Here is a 15,393-nt window from a genome sequence, read left to right as displayed (position 1 = left end):
AACCGTCCAGCGTGATCGGTGGTCGGCCCGCCGGGCACAGGGCCTCGGACGCGGGCCACGTCACACGTCGGCGGCTCACACCGCAGGAGCTCCCGTCTCCTTGAGCGTGCCGTCGGCCAGCCGCAGCCAACGGCTGATCCCGATCTCGGCGAGGAACCGCTCGTCGTGGCTGACCACCATGAAGGCGCCCTGGTAGGAGTTGAGTGCGCTCTCCAGTTGGCCCGCGCTGACCAGGTCGAGGTTGTTGGTCGGTTCGTCGAGAAGCAGCAGATGGGGAGCCGGTTCGGCGCACAGTACGCAGGCCAGGGTGGCGCGCAGCCGCTCGCCGCCGGAGAGCACCCCGACCGGCAGGTGCGCCCGCGCGCCCCGGAAGAGGAAGCGGGCGAGCAGGTTCATCCGCTCCGCCTGGGACCGCTCCGGGGCGAACGCGGCGAAGTTCTCCGCCACCGTGCGGTCCAGGTCCAGCAGGTCCAAGCGCTGTGAGAGGTAGGCGATCCGGCCGTCGTTGCGCTTGATCTCCCCGCTGTCCGGGGCGAGTTCACCCATGATCAGACGCATCAGGGTGGTCTTTCCGGCACCGTTGGGCCCGACCAGCGCGATGCGCTCGGGGCCCCGGATGCTCAACTCGACGCCGCCCGGGGCGAACACGTCCTTGTCCCCGAGGCGGACCTGCATGCCCTCGCCGAGAAAGAGGTTGCGCCCGGCGGGCACCTGGGTGTCGGGCAGCTCCAGGGTGAGCCGCTGCTCGTCGCGCAGCGCGCGTCCGGCCTCGTCGAGGCGGGCCTTGGCCTCGCTGACCCGGGAGGCGTGCATCGTGCCGGACTTGCCCGCGGCCTCCTGCGCGCCGCGCTTCATGTTACCGGCGAAGATCCTGGGCAGGCCGGCGTTCTTGAGGTTCTTGGCGGCGTTGCTCGCTCGGCGCTCGGCGCGCTCGCGGGCCTGCTGCATCTCCCGCTTCTCGCGCTTGAGTTCCTGCTCGGCGTTGCGGACGTTCTTCTCGGCGACCTCCTGCTCGGCGCGCACGGCCTCCTCGTACTCGGTGAAGTTGCCGCCGTACAGGCGCAGTTCGTCACTGCCGAGCTCGGCGATGAGCTCCATGCGGTCGAGCAGTGCGCGGTCGTGGCTGACCAGTAGCAGACAGCCGGAGAAGTCGGAGAGCACGTCGTAGAGCTTGTGCCGAGCCTCCAGATCGAGGTTGTTGGTGGGCTCGTCGAGCAGCAGGACGTCGGGGCGCCTGAGCAACTGGGCGGCGAGACCGAGGGAGACGACCTGGCCGCCGCTGAGCGTGCTCAGGCTGCGGTCCAGGGTGAGGTCGGTCAGGCCCAGGCGGTCGAGCTGGGCGCGGGTGCGCTCCTCGATGTCCCAGTCATCGCCGATGGTGGTGAAGTGCTCCTCGCCTACGTCGCCGGACTCCACGGCGTCGATGGCGCGGATCACCGCGGCGACGCCCAGCACCTCGGCGACCGTGAGATTTCCGGTCAGGGGGAGGCTCTGCGGGAGGTAACCGAGGGTGCCGCTAACGGACACCGAGCCGGTGGCGGGCTTCAGCTCGCCGGCGATCAGTTTGAGCAGGGTGCTCTTGCCGGAGCCGTTGGGCGCGACCAGCCCCGTGCGGCCGGGGGCCACGTTGAAGGACAGGTTGTGGAAGACCGGGGTGTCGTCGGGCCAGGAGAAGGAAAGGTTTGAGCAGACGATGGAAGCGTCGGACATGGAGAGATGACCTCGAGCGACTTGAGGGCAGGGAAGAGACCTCTGCCCTGGGCAGACGTGGGAAAAGGGGTACGACGAGACAGGCCACGTCAGCGGCGCTTCTGAGCGCCGGCCGGTGGCCGTCGGGTCCGGGTCTCACCCGGAGATGTCGTCTTCACCCGCCACGTCTGCGACTCCTCGATAGATGGTCGATGCCTTCCTGAGTGTAGCAGCTGTGCGTTCCCTGTCCGACCCCGTCCGTACGGGGCCGGGCGGCCAACGAAGTCTCTACATGTGTGCCCATCGGGACATGTCTCGCGCGGGCACACGCCACTGCCCTATTCGTCGTGTTGTTGACAGCCGGAGGCCGACCGTGCCACTATCGTCACCGGTTTAACAGGTGATGATGTCGCGTTGGACTCGACAGTGTTCACACGTGTGGGCTCGCCCGACCGGCGCCGCCCCGTGCGGCCGCACGGCACCGGGATCGTCGCCACTTCGAAGGAGCACACTGACCATGGCAGGAAAGCCGAAGCGGGAGGCCGCGGAGGGCGCGCCGGTGGGGCGGCGGGCGATGCTGGGCATGCTCGGCGCGGGCGCCGCGGGGCTCGCCGCCGCACCGTATCTCCAGCGCGGCTGGGAGGGGTTCCTCGGCGCGGCCTCCCAGTTCGACGCCACCGGCGTGACCGGACTGCTGCCCAACCCGGGCGGCTTTCGCTACTACAGCGTCGTCGGCTCGGTGCCGCACAAGGACGAGACGAACTACGAGCTCCGGGTCACCGGACTCGTGGAGCGGTCCAGGAGCTACACCCTCGACGAACTGCGTGCGATGCCGCAGACCCGGGTCGTCCACGATGTCGTGTGCACCGACGGATGGCGCGTTGAGAAGACGCCCTTCGACGGTGTGAAGCTGGCGGACATTCTCGACGACGCCGGGGTGCGTTCCCCGGGCGCGGCGGTCCGCTTCACCTGCTTCGACGGCGCCTACAGCGAGAGCCTCACCCTGGAACAGGCCCGCCGCTCCGACGTCCTGGTGGCGCTGAACATGCAGGACAAACCCATCCCCCACGAGCACGGCGGCCCCGTCCGCCTCTACGTGGCCCCCATGTACTTCTACAAGTCGGCCAAGTGGCTGTCAGGTATCTCAGTCACCGACAGGGTCGTCCCCGGCTACTGGGAGGAGCGCGGTTATGCGGTCGATGGCTGGCTCGACGACGCCGACCGGCACGGTGACGCGGCCTGAAGCGGCCGACAGGGTTCGTCGCTTCACCACCGCCGAACGCTGGGTCCACCGGACCACCGGCCTGCTGATGCTGGTGTGCCTGGTCACCGCCGCCTGTCTGTACCTCGGGCCGCTGGCGCAGCTCGTCGGACGGCGTCACCTGATGGTCACGCTCCATGAGTGGTCCGGTATCTCCCTGCCGCTGCCCTTCCTGCTGGGGCTCCTGTCTCCCGCCTTCCGCGCGGACCTGCGCAGGATCAACCGCCTCGCGGTGTACGACCGGCAGTGGCTGCGCGCCGTCCGCAAGCGCCGCAACTGGCCCGAGGCGCGTCCGGCCGGCAAGTTCAACGCGGGCCAGAAGCTCTACGCGGGCTGGATCGCCGGCGCCGTGCTGGTGATGATGTTCACCGGCCTGCTGATGTGGTTCATGGGGCTGCTGCCCTTCATCTCCCGCACCAGTGCGATCTTCGTCCACGACATCCTGGCCTGGGCGATCACCTTCGTCGTGCTCGGTCATATGCGCAAGGCCTTCGAGGACCCGGAGGCGAGGCTCGGGATGCGTACCGGATACGTCAGCCGGTCCTGGGCCGAGATGCACCACTCGCGGTGGCTGAGAGAGGAACGCACGGGTACCGTGTCCGAGAATGCGGACAAGGTGTGACGTGTCTCTCGAAAGCGGGCAGGTCTGGCCGGAAGGGCTCATGGACGACCGCAAAGCGCCGGACGCGGAGGACCCCCCGGCCGGACGGCCGGGGGCATGAGTGCGCCGGGGTGGCCGGACGGCCGGGGGCACGAGTGCGCCGGGGTGCCCGGCGGCGAGCTGACGGCGGTGCTGTGCCGCGCCGTGCACCAGACCGCCCATCGCCTGCAGGCAGCGGCGGCAGCCGTGTATCTGCTGACTCCCGACGGCGGCGAACTGCGCGCCGCCATGATCGGCGGCGGCCCGCCGTCCGTCTTCACGCTTCCCGGCCGGATGTCCCTCGACTCCCCGTACGCCTCCGTGCGCGCCCTGGCCTCAGGAGGTCCGGCGTTCCTGGCGGACCCCGATCCTCTCGCCGACCCGCAGCAGGGTGCCCTGGCCTACGCCTAGACCGTCGCCTCGGTCCCGCTGCAGGGGGAAGGCCGCCGCTTCGGCTCCCTCACCGTGCTGCGCACCGAGGACCGCGGCGGATACGGCGAGGCGGACTGTCGGCGGCTCGCCCGCATCGGCGACCGGCTCGTCGCCCTGCTGTCCGGCCCCCAGGACCGCGGTGTCGCGGTCGTGCCCGGGACTCTCCCCGTGCTGATCCCGGTCTTCGGCACCGAACCGCAGGCCGAGCAGGCCGACCCGGTCGTCCGGGGCGTCCCGGGGGTGCCCGGCTCCACGGGGATGACCCTGCTGTACGCCCTCCAGCGGCTGACGCGGGACTCGGAGACCGATCCGCCCGTGCCCACCGCGCATTTACTCACCGACGAGGGCAGCGCGCGGGCCGAGCACGGCCGCGGGCTGTGCCTGGTCGACGCGCTGGCGCACACCTGGAACACCTCTCCGAGCGGCTGGGGCAAGACCATCTGGCTGGAGATGGACATCCCGCAGGCCCACGTTCCCCGGGGGAGCAGCGCAGCGCGGAGGGGGCGGACAGTCAACTGACGGATGTGGGGTGAGCGGTGCGCGGGCAGAGTGGGACCGGGTCGGGGCGCCGGGGCCGACCTGTACACAGGAATTCCCCACTCCCCTTTCGTCACCGGCGTCCCGGCCTTCTGCCAGGTGGCGGTCACCCTCACCCACCCGGGCGACAACGACCATGCGAAGGTGCAGACTTGGCTGCCCCTGGCCGAGTGGAACGGCCGCTTCCAGGCCATCGGCGGCAGCGCCTACAGCGCCGGAGACAACGGCGTCGGCCTGGGCACCGCGGTCAAGAACGGCTACGCGGCGACCACCACCGACGCCGGCATCGGTGACGTCCTCGACACCAGCTGGGTGCTGAGCGGCAAGGGCCAGGTCAACACAGCCGTCCGTCCTCCTCGTCACGTACGGCGACCAGGGCGGACAGCAGGTCGTCCCCGGAGGCGCGCCGCTTGGCCGCGACCAGGTCCACCTCGCCCGCAGGCGGCAGCGCGTCGATGAGGTCGTGGGCGATCTGCTCGATGCGCGGCGCCAGTTCGGCCGTACGGTGCGGGGTGAAGGCCGCCGAGGCCAGCCAGCACAGCCGCGTGTGCTCGGGCGGGTCGGCCTCCATCATCTGCGCGCCGAGCCCGACCGAGGGCTCGTGCAGGACGTAGCCGGCGGCGGCCAGGGCCTCGGCGGCGGCGTGGCGTCCTTGAGCAGGGCCGGATGGATCAGCGCCTCCCGGGCCAGGTCGTAACCGACGACCACCCAGCCCTTTAGACCGAGGTGGAACTCGGCCGGGTGGAGGGGCCCGAGCTTTCGCAGGCGGCATCGATGACCACCCGGCCATCCTGGTACGGGCACTCCTCATGGGGGCTCATGGCGCATCTCTTCCATTTTCGCGCAAGCAGGTCGTCGTCATGACAAGGAGCTGGATTCCGTGGAAGTGCAAAAGGCGGACCCGCCTACGGGCACGCCGGAGGGGCACGCGCGGTGCGCGTGCCCCTCCGGCGTGTCAGTACGCCTGGAGAACTCAGTTGTCGCTGTTGAAGATGGTCAGCACGCGCAGCACCTCCAGGTAGATCCACACCAGCGTCATGGTGAGCCCGAAGGCGGCGAGCCACGCCTCCTCGCGCGGGGCGCCGTAGGCGACGGCGTCCTCGACCTGCTTGAAGTCCAGGGCGAGGAAGGCCGCACCGAGCAGGATGCCGACGACACCGAAGGCGATGCCGAGGCCGCCGCTGTGGAAGCCGAGACCGTTGCCCGCGCCGAAGAGGGAGAAGAGAGCGTCGGCGACCAGCAGCAGCAGGAAGCCGGTCGCGGCGGCGGCGACGAACCCGGCGAACCTCTGGTTCACCCGGATCCAGCGCATCCGGTACGCGATGAGCACACCCGCAGAGACCGCGAAGGTGCCGAGCACCGCCTGCACGACCACGCCGGGCGAGAGATACGTCGAGACCGTGCTGGAGAGCACGCCGAGGAACACACCCTCGAACGCCGCGTAGCCGAGGATCAGCGCCGGGGACGGCGCCTGCTTGAAGGCCTGGATTATCGACAGGACGAAGGCGACGAGGGCCGCGCCCACGGCGAGGCCGTAGGACATGCCGAGGTTCGCCTCGTCGACCGGCAGCAGCAGCCAGGAGAGCACCGCCGTCAGCGCCGCGGTGCCGAGCGTCATGCCGGTGCGGACGAGGACGTCGTCCATCGTGATGGTGTCCCGGCTGGCGCGCGGGGACGCGTCGGCGCCGGGGGCGTACGGGTTGGCCAGGTAGTCGTCCGTCGGCCGACGGCCGACCGAGGCGCCCACCGGCTGCCGGGTGTGGGCATCGGTCCGGCCCGTGTCGGCGACACCCCAGCGGGAAAAGATCGGGTTGCTGGTCCTCACGTCATTCCTCCTCGTCCGCCGCACACTCGCGGCCTGCGGCAAAGCCGTTGTCATCGGGTGCCCGAGGCGGCATACGTGTGGCGTTGGCCCCGCACCGGGCCGACAACTGCAACCCTGCGCGTCACCACTCTGACAGGTGACGAATTGAGAAGCAAGTCATCCGCAGGGCGGACCCCGTGGCCGTCACTCGGAGTGCGTTCCCGGGCCGTCGAGCAGCTCCATCAAGAAGTCGTCCCAGTCCAGACCGTCCATCTCCGCTTCGGAGGAGGTGATCCGGTAGGTGGCGTCGAGCCACTCCGCGAGCTCCCCGGTCGGCACCTCGAACAGGGCCTCCACCTCCTGCGATTCGAGCAGCAGCCAAGACGAGGGCCGTTCGCTGGGCAGAGTCGGCCACATCCGTACGTCGCCGGAACCGCTCATCGCCGACAGCCCCAGATGGAGCAGTCCGCGGCCGATGTGCCAGATGAGGCTCGGTCCCCGCTCTGCCAGGAACTCGACCGTGATCACAGCCGGCATGTCCGGGTCGAAGCTGAACTTCGCCCGCATGGGCAGCCGGGTGAACTCGTCGAGCATCTGGTCGAGCTCCAGGAACAGCGAAGGCACAAGCTCGGGCGCTGAACGCGCCTGCAAGGGTGACTGATCACGATGCATGACAGGAGTTCCCCTCCGTGGGACGAAGTCTGCATCCACCACTCTTCGCCGGGCGGGGAGCCGACGCATCGGTCAGTTGACGGTCAAGGGCGAGGCGGCATTCCGGGCAGTTGACGGAACACCCTTGCCGATGCGTGACGCCAGGGGCACCCGCACCGCCATGAAGGCAGTGCAGGGGTGTCTTTTGAGGCCCATCGGGGGAGTGACGTAAGTCAATTGTCTGCCGGTACGGGTCGCGACCAGCGACGGGCCACGGGCGGCGCCACCTGGCCGGCCCACAACATCCTCAAGGGCTGGGCGGCCGACGACGATCTCCGTTCGCCCGCCGGGTGCGATCGCCCCGTACCGCACCCGCTGATCGTGATGGGCGACGCCGCCTCGCTGCGGAGCAGGCACTCGGCAGACACGGCGAACCCCCGCCCGTGGTTCGGAGGGAAGGAAGGGCGACCACGGACGGGGGCGTCCAGCCAGCGCGCCGAGGCGCTCCGGCCATCAGGTCACGGGCGCCAGGTTGGGGCCCGTGGTGCCCAGCTGCTCGGTGGCCACCACCTGCGGCACCGGCCAGGTCACGCCCTTCGGCGGCCAGCTCTGCCCGGTCGCCTTCAGGAAGTCCGCCGGCGGCTCATACAGCGGCGGCTGGTTGCCGTCCGGGATCATCGAGGCCCACTGGATGCCCTTGGTGCGGCCCTGGAACTCCTGCTTCATCGCGTCCAGTCGGTCCGGCTGCTCGATCAGGTCGATCGCGCCCGCCGCCAGGTAGCGGGCGGCGGACAGCAGCGCCTGGTGGCCGATGTTCGTGGCCGCCGTCGCGGTGGCACCCCAGTTGTGGTTCGGAATGCCGGGCGGGTAGGCCGCGGACAGCAGTACCGCGGTCGGGGCCTGCCAGCTGATGTCGGCGGTGTCGGTCGCCAGGCCGCCGGTGTAGGCCGCCGCCGGGGGAGCGAGCGGGGTCAGGCCGGTCGGCATGCCCACCTCGGGCTTGCCCAGCGCCTTCTGCACCGCCTTCGCCAGGCTGTGGTCGGCGTCGGTGAACTTCGGGGCGCCGATCTGCTGCATGTTGTCGTTCAGCAGCTCCGCGCCGGCCTTGTTCGCCAGCAGGTTCCACGTCGCGGAGTGGAATCTGCGCACCAGACGGGTCTGGCTGGCCTGCGCGGCCGCCTTCCCGCACTCCACGATCTTGTCGTACAGCACCTGGGCGCGCGCCGGGCTGCCCTCGCGGACGAAGAACCAGATGGAGCACATGTCCGGGGTCACGTTCGGGGCGCCGCCGCCGTTGATGATCGCGTAGTGGAAGCGACCGGACGGGGCGACATTCTTCTCCCGCAGGTACTCCGACATCGTCGCCATCAGCAGGGCGCCGTCCAGACCGCTCTTGTTGCCGAGCGGGGTGCCGCCGTGCCCGGAGGCGCCGAGGAAGGTGAAGGTCGCCGATATCAGCGCGCTGGTGGTGTTCCAGAACGGCACCGTGATGTTGAAGGGGTGCCAGTCCAGGAACGCGTCGAGGCCGTCGTAGACGCCCTCCTTGACCGCGTACGCCTTGCCGACGAGCTGCTCCTCGCCTGCGCTGCCGAACAGCTTGACCGTGGCCTTCAGCCCGTTCGCCTTGATCGCCCGCGCGACCGCGATGGCGGCGGCGGTGCCGCCCGCGCCGAGGGCGTTGTGGGCGTCGCCATGACCGGCGCCGTAAGTGGGGCCGTAGGCGTCGTAGTTGTAGACCAGCGGATCGTGGCTGCCTACGCCCTTCTTCTGCGACAGGCCGGGCAGCGCGTCGTACTCGGCGTTGAAGCCTATGACGGGGCCCTCGGTGCCGTAGGTGGCGACGAACGCGGTCGGGAAACCGGCCGAGCCCCACGTCACGGTGAAGCCGTTGTCCTGCAGCACCTTGGCGTGCGCGAGGGAGGACTTCCACTCGCGCAGCGACAACTCCGCGTGCTGCCACACGTCGTCGCTGAGCTTGGTGATCGCGTTCTCGTTGGCCGCGATCCAGTCGAGCGCCGTCTGCTTGGCCGCGGTGTTCTTGGCCAGCCCCTTGGGGGCGCGGTACGTGGCGGGAGAGACTCCGGTCCGCTCGTCGTACCCGAGAGTCGCCGCCAGCACCGGGTCGGCCTGGAGGATGGACGCCGTAGTCGCGGTGGCGCCCAGTCCGAACATCTTCAGCAGGCGTCTGCGGCCAGGGTGGAAGTCGTTCACGTCAGTCTCGTCCTCGGAGTGTGAGGTAAGAGCCGGACGACCGGCTCCGGGACATGTGTTCCTGTCATGCCGTCAAGGATCATATGTGTCTTCTGCAAGCACATCATGCTCACAAATGAAAATTGACTGGCGATCATGTGTGGCCAGTTCGAGCCGGCCATGTGAAACGGATGCTTCGCGGAGAGCCTTTCGTCGGATCGCCCTTCAGATGAACCCCGCGCGGTCCGGCTCCGTTGTTCTGTACGGAAGCCCGCCGCTCGGTCGAGGAGCGACGGCTGCCAGCGGCCGTCCTGAACCCCCCCGTCGGGACGGCCGCTTCCTCTTGTGCGGTCACCTGCCCCGTCCGAGGCGACCGTAGATCGTGATGAGTACCGCTGATGTGACCGTCTGAGAGCAGGCGACTCACTCAGCTTCGGCTCCCTCGTGATCCAGGGCCAGGGCCCGGTGACGGTTCACAGTCGAGCAGGCGGCGCTGATTTCAGCGCACGACGGTGCCGCGCGGACACATCACTTCGTCATGCGGACGGGGGCATCCGGTGTGTCCCGGACGGGGAGCGGACGACGGTCCGGGTGGAGGGCCGCCGCCCGGAGGGCCGACCGTCGCGTTCATGAGGCATCTGGTTCGGCCGTCCCAAACACATATCAACATGTTCATGGCAGGCTGGGAATCGAGGGGCGAATCGCGGTGTTCGTGACATGTGGGCGGCGGAAGGATCTCGTGCGCCCTCGCTCCATCCTTTTCTCCCTCCCAGAGAGGCCCATGCGCTCATGACCCCCGTGACCGGAACACTCGTCGACATTCCCACCGCGGACGGCACCGCCGACGCCTACCTCGTCCACCCGGACGATGGCCGAGCGCACCCGGGTGTGCTTCTGTACCAGGACGCGTTCGGGGTGCGTCCGCATCTGAGGGCGATGGCCGACCGGCTGTCGGCCACCGGATACACGGTGCTCGTCCCGAACGTCTTCTACCGGCAGGGGCGCATCCCGGTCGTGGAGCTGCCCGAGTTCATCGACATCGAGGCCCGCCCGGACATCGTCGGGAAGGTCGTCCCGCTGATGGAGGCGCTCACCCCCGAGCTGACGGAGCGCGACGCCGGCGCCTACCTGAGGTGGTTTGCGAACTCGCCGCTGGCCACGGACGGGCCTGTGGGTATCACCGGGTACTGCATGGGGGCCCGGCTCGCCCTCTACACGGCCGGCACCCACCCGGACCGGGTCGCCGCGGCGGCCGGCTTCCACGGCGGCTGGCTGGCGAGCGAGGCGCCCGACAGCCCGCACCTGCTCGCCGACCGGATCACCGCAGAGCTCTACTTCGCGCACGCCGACGAGGACGACTCGATGCCCGAGGAGCAGATCCGCCGCCTTGAGCAGGCGCTCACCGATGCGGGCGTCAAGCACCGCTGCGAGGTCTACAAGGGCGCGCACCACGGCTATACCCAGTCCGACACAGCCGCATACAGCCCCGCGGCGGCCGAGCGGCACTGGACCGAGCTGCTGGCCTTCTTCGGCCGCACCCTCTGAGGCAGGGCGCCGGGCGGAAAGGGACGGTGGGTGTCGGGCAATTGCGGTCTTGATGGTCCACTCTCTGCGAGAGCTTCTTCGACCGCCGGCCCGGGCCGGCGAATCCGTCCGGCGTGAGCGTCCGACCGGACGTCGGGCCGGTTCCGACATCCGTACGGCCGCTGCGCGGTCTCTTGATCACGATGGTCGCGGTCGACGTGGCGGACACCGTCCGCGCGGCGTCCGCTGGTCGGCGCGACCATCGAAGGCGCGGACTACGACGGCACGGTGGAGCAGGTGCGCCTGGTGATGACGGCCGTGGAGGCCGTCCCTGACCGAGGCGCCGCGCCGTGCGCGGGCCGGCAGCCAGTTCCTGGAATCCGCCGTCACGGGGGCGCCGAGGGCACTGGACCGAGTCCCTCGGCTCTTCGGTCAGATAACGGGGACGCGGTCCCTTCGGTCCCTGGAACTATCACTGCGTATAGGTCATTTATCGCATTCTCCGCGCTCCGACTGGCAGTCAAACAACTGATCCGCGCAGGACGGGCTCCTTCGAGAATGGTGACCTCAGCGACAAACCGGAAAGGAACCGGACACCCATGACGGTCATCAACAGCCCACTGTCGGACAAAGAGCGCGAGATAGCGGGGAGTGCACTGCAGGCGACCCTGGTGGACCTGCTCGATCTGTCCCTGGTGGCCAAGCAGGCGCACTGGAACCTGTACGGGCCGCGCTTCCGCTCCATCCATCTGCAACTCGACGAAGTGGTCACCACCGCGCGCGACTACGCGGACACGGTGGCCGAACGCGCCGCCGCGCTGGGCGTCAGCCCGGACGGGCGGGCCGGCACCGTCGCCGCCACCAGCGGCGTGCCTGGGTTCCCGGCCGGCTGGACGAAGGACGCCGACGCAGTCGAGGCTCTGGTGGCAACGTTCTCCGCCGTCATCGGGCGGGTGCGGGCGCGTATCGAGGAGACCGGTCCGGTGGACGCCGTGACGCAGGACCTGCTGATCGGCCTGACGGCCGATCTGGAGAAGCAGAGCTGGATGTTCCAGGCCGAGAACGCCGAGGGCAGGGACTGAGGCAGGCGGGGACGGTTCCGTACGAGGAGCCGCCTCCCTCGGCCGGAACGCCCGGAAGCGAGACGCTCTCACCTCCGGCGGCGTGCCCGCAGGGCGGCTGCCTTGACACGGTTGCCGCCGGTCCGCATCGCACACCATTCGGGCCGGCGGCCTGTAGGAGCGGTAGAGGTAGACCTGAGTGCAGTCGGGATGTCCGCACTCGCGCAGTAGTTCCGCCTCGTCCCCGGTGATGATCTCGACCGCCTCACGCGCGAGATCGGTGAGGGCCTGGGAAGCTCTGCCGAAGCGGCGGGTACCGTCGGGACCCAGGCGCATCGCCACCGGTGCCCCGGCGGCCTGCCGGTTCACCGGGGCGACGGCCCCGGTGGGCAGAGGCCGGCCGCGGTGAGCCGGGCCCCGAGCAACGCGTAGATCGCCTTCCGCAGATCGACCGCCGCGCGCAGGTCCGCCGGTCCGGACCCCGGCTTCTGATCGAGCCGCCCGGAGTCGAGGAACCATGAGTCGAGCAGTCCTGGGGTGCAGATCCGCTCGATCGTCGGCCACCCTGCGAGAAGAACGCCTGTCCGAACAGACGCGTCGAAACGTGAACCCGATAGTGCTTCCCACTCGTTGCATGGGAGGGAAGCACCTGCCGTCGAACACGCGCCGACGTCAGGTGTGGGAAGACCAGCTCCGTTCACGTGGTGGTGACCAGCCGACACTTCCCAGGTCGGCGGTTCGGCAAGCCCGGTTCGGCCGTCGGTCCGCTCCCACCGGCGGTCCTGTCTCAAAGCCCCCCGTATGAGGCAGGGCCGCCTCCGGACCAGTGCCCGGGCCCTCGTCGGCCTGGTCGGCCAGGCATTAAAGAGGATGCGTCCTGATGCCCCACCCCTATGTCCTGTTCTCCGCTGACGTCTCCCTCGACGGTCACGGAAACGCGGCGGTGCGACGGCGCGTCGGCGGCCTCGCACCCGCCCGGGAGGAAAGAGCGTTCATGCCCGCGACACCGACGCCCTGCTGGGCGGGAACGGGCTGATCGGCCACAGGACGAGGTCCAGCTCGGCCGTGACGGACACGGCTGGCTGGTCCTGGGCGTCACTCCCGCCGCCGGTGACGGATCCGTTCGCGGCCGCTGTCCGCTCAGCTCTGCGGCACCTGGACTGGCAGGGACGCGGCGTCGTCGCCGATCTTCGTGATTCGCCGTCGGTCAGGTCGCGTGCGTCGAGCCAGACGAGGCCGACGACGGCACGGATGGACGCGGACGCCGTCGTCACCGCGCGGATCCCGCTCGTGGCTGGCGCTGGGCCACGATGAAGTCCAGACCCGCCTCGCGCGCCCCGGCCGCGACCCCGCTCCCGAAGCGGTCACGGACGCCTTGGCCAGGTCGCTGGCCGACCGGCCAGTGCTGTGCGACCTGCTCAGCGCACTGGGGTCCGAACTGGAGCGGAACATCTCCGCCGAGGCTGCTCGCGAGTTCAAGCTTGCCCACGTCCGGCTGCTGGGTGAACTCGCCGCCCTGCTGCGGCGGCACATCACCGTGCTGACCCCGTCCGCGGCCCGCGAGCTGGTCTCCCTGACCATCGTGTACACGGCCGGTCTCTGGCCGTTCGCCCATCCCTCGGGCGCCGTCGCCGAGGCCCAGCGCGACCCCGAACTCGCCGACACGAAGGTCGACTTTGCCGACCGGCTCGGCCGCACCCTGCACATTGCCGTCACCGGTCTGCTGAGCCTTCGGTGACTCCTGCGGCCGGTCCGGCCGGGATGGTCAGCCGACGAGCCGGGTCACTCCGCCGTTCACATGGAGGTTCTGGCCGCTGACCCACCGTGCGTCCGGACCGGCCAGAAACGCGACCACGTCGGCGACGTCGGCCGGTTCGCCCAGCCTGCCGAACGGCGACAACTGCGCCGCCTGCCGCAGGGTCTCCTCGGTGTTCACGGCGCGCAGCAGATCGCTGTCGGTGAAACCCGGCGAGACCGTGTTGGCGGTGATGCCGCGCGCGCCGAGCTCACGCGCCGCGACGGCCGTGAACTGCTCGACGGCCCCCTTGCTGCCCACGTACACGGAGGCGCCCGGGACCGCCATCCGCGTATTGATCGTGGACACGGTGACGATCCGGCCGCCGTCGCGCATGTGCTGGGCCGCGTCACGCAGAGCCAGGAACACGGCCTTGGTGTTGACGGCCATGACCCGGTCGTAGTCCTCCTCGGTGGTCATCAGGAGCGAGGCGGGAACCGAGCACCCGGCGTTGTTCACCAGGATGTCGAACCCGCCCAGCCACTTCCGCGCCCGCGCCAGGAAATCCCGTACGGCGCCAGGGTCCGCCAGATCGGCCGGGAACGCCTTCGCCGCGCCGCCGTTCGCCGCCGCCGAGCGCTCCACCTCATCGGCGTGTTCGGCGCCGGTGAGATAGGAGAAGGCGACCCGTGCCCCGTCGGCGACGAGACGCTCGACCACCGACCGGCCGATCCCGCGGGACCCGCCGGTCACGATGGCACCCTTGCCGGTCAGTACAGGCATCCGGCCTCAGCCCTGGTCCTGCGGCAGACCAAGGGTCCGGGCGATCTCGTGGACCCGCTCCGACCACTTGGCGGGTGCCAGGGTGGCCGGGTCGAGCCGCACCACGGTGCGGGTGCCGTGCGCGTACGTCGTCTTCCCGTCGGCCGAGCACACCCGGTAGCCCGCGGTGGCGGACGTTCTGCCCAGGCGCTCCATCCACAGGTGCACGGCGTGCTCGCCCAGATCCGTCAGCGGGACGTCGAAGACGATGTCGAACGACTTGATGACCTGGAAGCCGTCGCCTTGAAGACCCTGGTCGCCGCCCACTCCCCGGCCCATCCACAAGGTGTTCCAGGCCCGGTCGACCAGGACCGCGTAGCGGCTGTTGTGCAGCATCCGCATCGGGTCCAGGTCGTCGAAGTAGACGGACACGGGAATCAGGACGCCGATGTCGGTCCCCGGCAGGTCGGAGGTGGGGGTGATGGGGGTCATCGTGCTTCTCCTTGGGCCGTGCGTGAGTCTCCCGGACGGGCGAACAGCTGCCGCGGATGCCGCGTCTTTGAACACACACGCAAACACGTGTTTCGGAGGATAGCAGGAAGTGTGAACTGGACCGGAATACGTCCCGGCGGCTTCGCGTAGGAACCCCGCTCCGGTGAACCGGTGATCCGCACGGCTCATACCGCCGATTCATGCGCCCTTCGGTGAGGGTGAAGTACAGGCTGTGCCCGCCGCGTTCGCGCTGCGAGTCGATGAAGTGCAGGTGGTAGCCGGCGACGGACAGGTGCTGTTCATGGTCGGGGCGAAGAAGCCGGCGAGTGTGCCGCACACGTCGGGAAAGGTCTTCTGCGTCTGGCCGGTTGTCGCTTCGGCCAGCGGCGGGCGTTGCTGCCGGTTCACGGTCCGGGTGCGCATCCCGGTGAAGCGTCCCTCGATGCGCGAGGCGTGCAGCAGGTTGGGGCCTCGTCAGTAGGTCGCTGACGGCTTCTTCGGTCACCGTCCGGGTCAGGGGTCTGTTCGGTACCGTCGGTCGTCCGAGCGGGAAGCGGGGCGCCGCGGCGAAGGGGATCAGTTCCACGCCGGTGGCCCGCTGGGCCGTGCCGTCGG

The 15,393-nt window shown here is 69.7% G+C and carries 15 protein-coding genes and 3 pseudogenes; 8 read left to right on the top strand and 10 right to left on the bottom strand.

Going from position 1 to position 15,393, the window contains the following annotated elements; genetic code table 11:
* Positions 1–75: 75 nt before the first annotated feature.
* Positions 76–1,710, bottom strand: a complete 1,635-nt coding sequence (abc-f, locus tag ACFY4A_RS22830) for a ribosomal protection-like ABC-F family protein (protein ID WP_390831213.1) — start codon at positions 1,708–1,710, stop codon at positions 76–78.
* Positions 1,711–2,206: 496 nt separating this feature from the next.
* Here abc-f and ACFY4A_RS22825 point away from each other — a divergent pair, with 496 nt between their 5' ends.
* The 5 genes and pseudogenes from ACFY4A_RS22825 to ACFY4A_RS22805 form a co-directional block, all read left to right on the top strand.
* On the top strand, positions 2,207–2,932 hold the full coding sequence (locus ACFY4A_RS22825) for a molybdopterin-dependent oxidoreductase (RefSeq protein WP_390831212.1): 726 nt from the start codon (positions 2,207–2,209) through the stop codon (positions 2,930–2,932).
* Positions 2,880–3,572 carry a cytochrome b/b6 domain-containing protein gene (locus tag ACFY4A_RS22820; protein WP_390831211.1) on the top strand — a complete coding sequence of 231 codons (693 nt, stop codon included), beginning with the start codon at positions 2,880–2,882 and terminating at the stop codon, positions 3,570–3,572. The genes ACFY4A_RS22825 and ACFY4A_RS22820 overlap by 53 nt, the downstream gene beginning before the upstream one ends.
* A 96-nt stretch (positions 3,573–3,668) precedes the next feature.
* A complete protein-coding gene (locus tag ACFY4A_RS22815; RefSeq protein WP_390831210.1) occupies positions 3,669–4,001 on the top strand; it encodes a hypothetical protein in 333 nt (110 codons plus the stop codon).
* 54 nt (positions 4,002–4,055) lie between these two features.
* Positions 4,056–4,541, top strand: a complete 486-nt coding sequence (locus ACFY4A_RS22810; protein WP_390831209.1) for a hypothetical protein — start codon at positions 4,056–4,058, stop codon at positions 4,539–4,541.
* A 90-nt stretch (positions 4,542–4,631) separates the two neighbouring features.
* A pseudogene (locus ACFY4A_RS22805) lies at positions 4,632–4,907 on the top strand (tannase/feruloyl esterase family alpha/beta hydrolase); the annotation flags it as partial.
* On the opposite strand, the gene ACFY4A_RS22800 reads toward ACFY4A_RS22805, so the two are convergent.
* The 4 genes from ACFY4A_RS22800 to ACFY4A_RS22785 form a co-directional block, all read right to left on the bottom strand.
* Complete coding sequence (locus tag ACFY4A_RS22800) at positions 4,894–5,133, bottom strand: hypothetical protein (protein ID WP_390831262.1); 240 nt, start codon at positions 5,131–5,133, stop codon at positions 4,894–4,896. The pseudogene ACFY4A_RS22805 and the gene ACFY4A_RS22800 overlap by 14 nt on opposite strands.
* Positions 5,134–5,532: 399 nt before the next feature.
* Entirely contained in the window at positions 5,533–6,384 is an 852-nt protein-coding gene (locus ACFY4A_RS22795; RefSeq protein WP_390726956.1) for a Bax inhibitor-1/YccA family protein, read from the bottom strand.
* Positions 6,385–6,567: 183 nt separating this feature from the next.
* Entirely contained in the window at positions 6,568–6,987 is a 420-nt protein-coding gene (locus tag ACFY4A_RS22790; RefSeq protein ID WP_390726955.1) for an SsgA family sporulation/cell division regulator, read from the bottom strand.
* Positions 6,988–7,527: 540 nt separating this feature from the next.
* Entirely contained in the window at positions 7,528–9,225 is a 1,698-nt protein-coding gene (locus tag ACFY4A_RS22785; protein ID WP_390726954.1) for an amidohydrolase, read from the bottom strand.
* A 768-nt stretch (positions 9,226–9,993) separates the two neighbouring features.
* On the opposite strand from ACFY4A_RS22785, the gene ACFY4A_RS22780 reads away from it, so the two are divergent.
* Together ACFY4A_RS22780 and ACFY4A_RS22775 are read left to right on the top strand one after the other, a co-directional pair.
* Positions 9,994–10,749, top strand: coding sequence for a dienelactone hydrolase family protein (locus ACFY4A_RS22780; protein ID WP_390726953.1), 756 nt, complete (start codon positions 9,994–9,996; stop codon positions 10,747–10,749).
* Between the two features lie 578 nt (positions 10,750–11,327).
* Positions 11,328–11,810, top strand: coding sequence for a DNA starvation/stationary phase protection protein (locus ACFY4A_RS22775; protein WP_390726952.1), 483 nt, complete (start codon positions 11,328–11,330; stop codon positions 11,808–11,810).
* A 282-nt stretch (positions 11,811–12,092) separates the two neighbouring features.
* On the opposite strand, the pseudogene ACFY4A_RS22770 reads toward ACFY4A_RS22775, so the two are convergent.
* Both ACFY4A_RS22770 and ACFY4A_RS22765 read right to left on the bottom strand, forming a co-directional pair.
* Positions 12,093–12,158: pseudogene (locus ACFY4A_RS22770) on the bottom strand (hypothetical protein); the annotation flags it as partial.
* Complete coding sequence (locus ACFY4A_RS22765; RefSeq protein ID WP_390831208.1) at positions 12,155–12,490, bottom strand: ABATE domain-containing protein; 336 nt, start codon at positions 12,488–12,490, stop codon at positions 12,155–12,157. The pseudogene ACFY4A_RS22770 and the gene ACFY4A_RS22765, both read right to left, overlap by 4 nt.
* Before the next feature lie 674 nt (positions 12,491–13,164).
* On the opposite strand from ACFY4A_RS22765, the gene ACFY4A_RS22760 reads away from it, so the two are divergent.
* Entirely contained in the window at positions 13,165–13,527 is a 363-nt protein-coding gene (locus ACFY4A_RS22760) for a hypothetical protein (RefSeq protein ID WP_390831207.1), read from the top strand.
* Positions 13,528–13,554: 27 nt separating this feature from the next.
* Here ACFY4A_RS22760 and ACFY4A_RS22755 read toward each other — a convergent pair whose 3' ends face one another.
* From ACFY4A_RS22755 to ACFY4A_RS22745, 3 genes and pseudogenes are all read right to left on the bottom strand, one after another.
* On the bottom strand, positions 13,555–14,307 hold the full coding sequence (locus ACFY4A_RS22755; protein ID WP_390831206.1) for an SDR family oxidoreductase: 753 nt from the start codon (positions 14,305–14,307) through the stop codon (positions 13,555–13,557).
* Between the two features lie 6 nt (positions 14,308–14,313).
* Complete coding sequence (locus ACFY4A_RS22750; RefSeq protein WP_390831205.1) at positions 14,314–14,778, bottom strand: acyl-CoA thioesterase; 465 nt, start codon at positions 14,776–14,778, stop codon at positions 14,314–14,316.
* Between the two features lie 211 nt (positions 14,779–14,989).
* Positions 14,990–15,237, bottom strand: a pseudogene (locus ACFY4A_RS22745) (acetolactate decarboxylase); the annotation flags it as partial.
* Positions 15,238–15,393: the final 156 nt, after the last annotated feature.

Origin of the sequence: Streptomyces sp. NPDC001292 (assembly GCF_042896465.1) — a bacterium.
Lineage (GTDB): Bacteria > Actinomycetota > Actinomycetes > Streptomycetales > Streptomycetaceae > Streptomyces.
The sequence above is the reverse complement of the archived record's forward strand: the minus strand, read 5'-3'. Positions and strand labels throughout refer to the sequence as shown.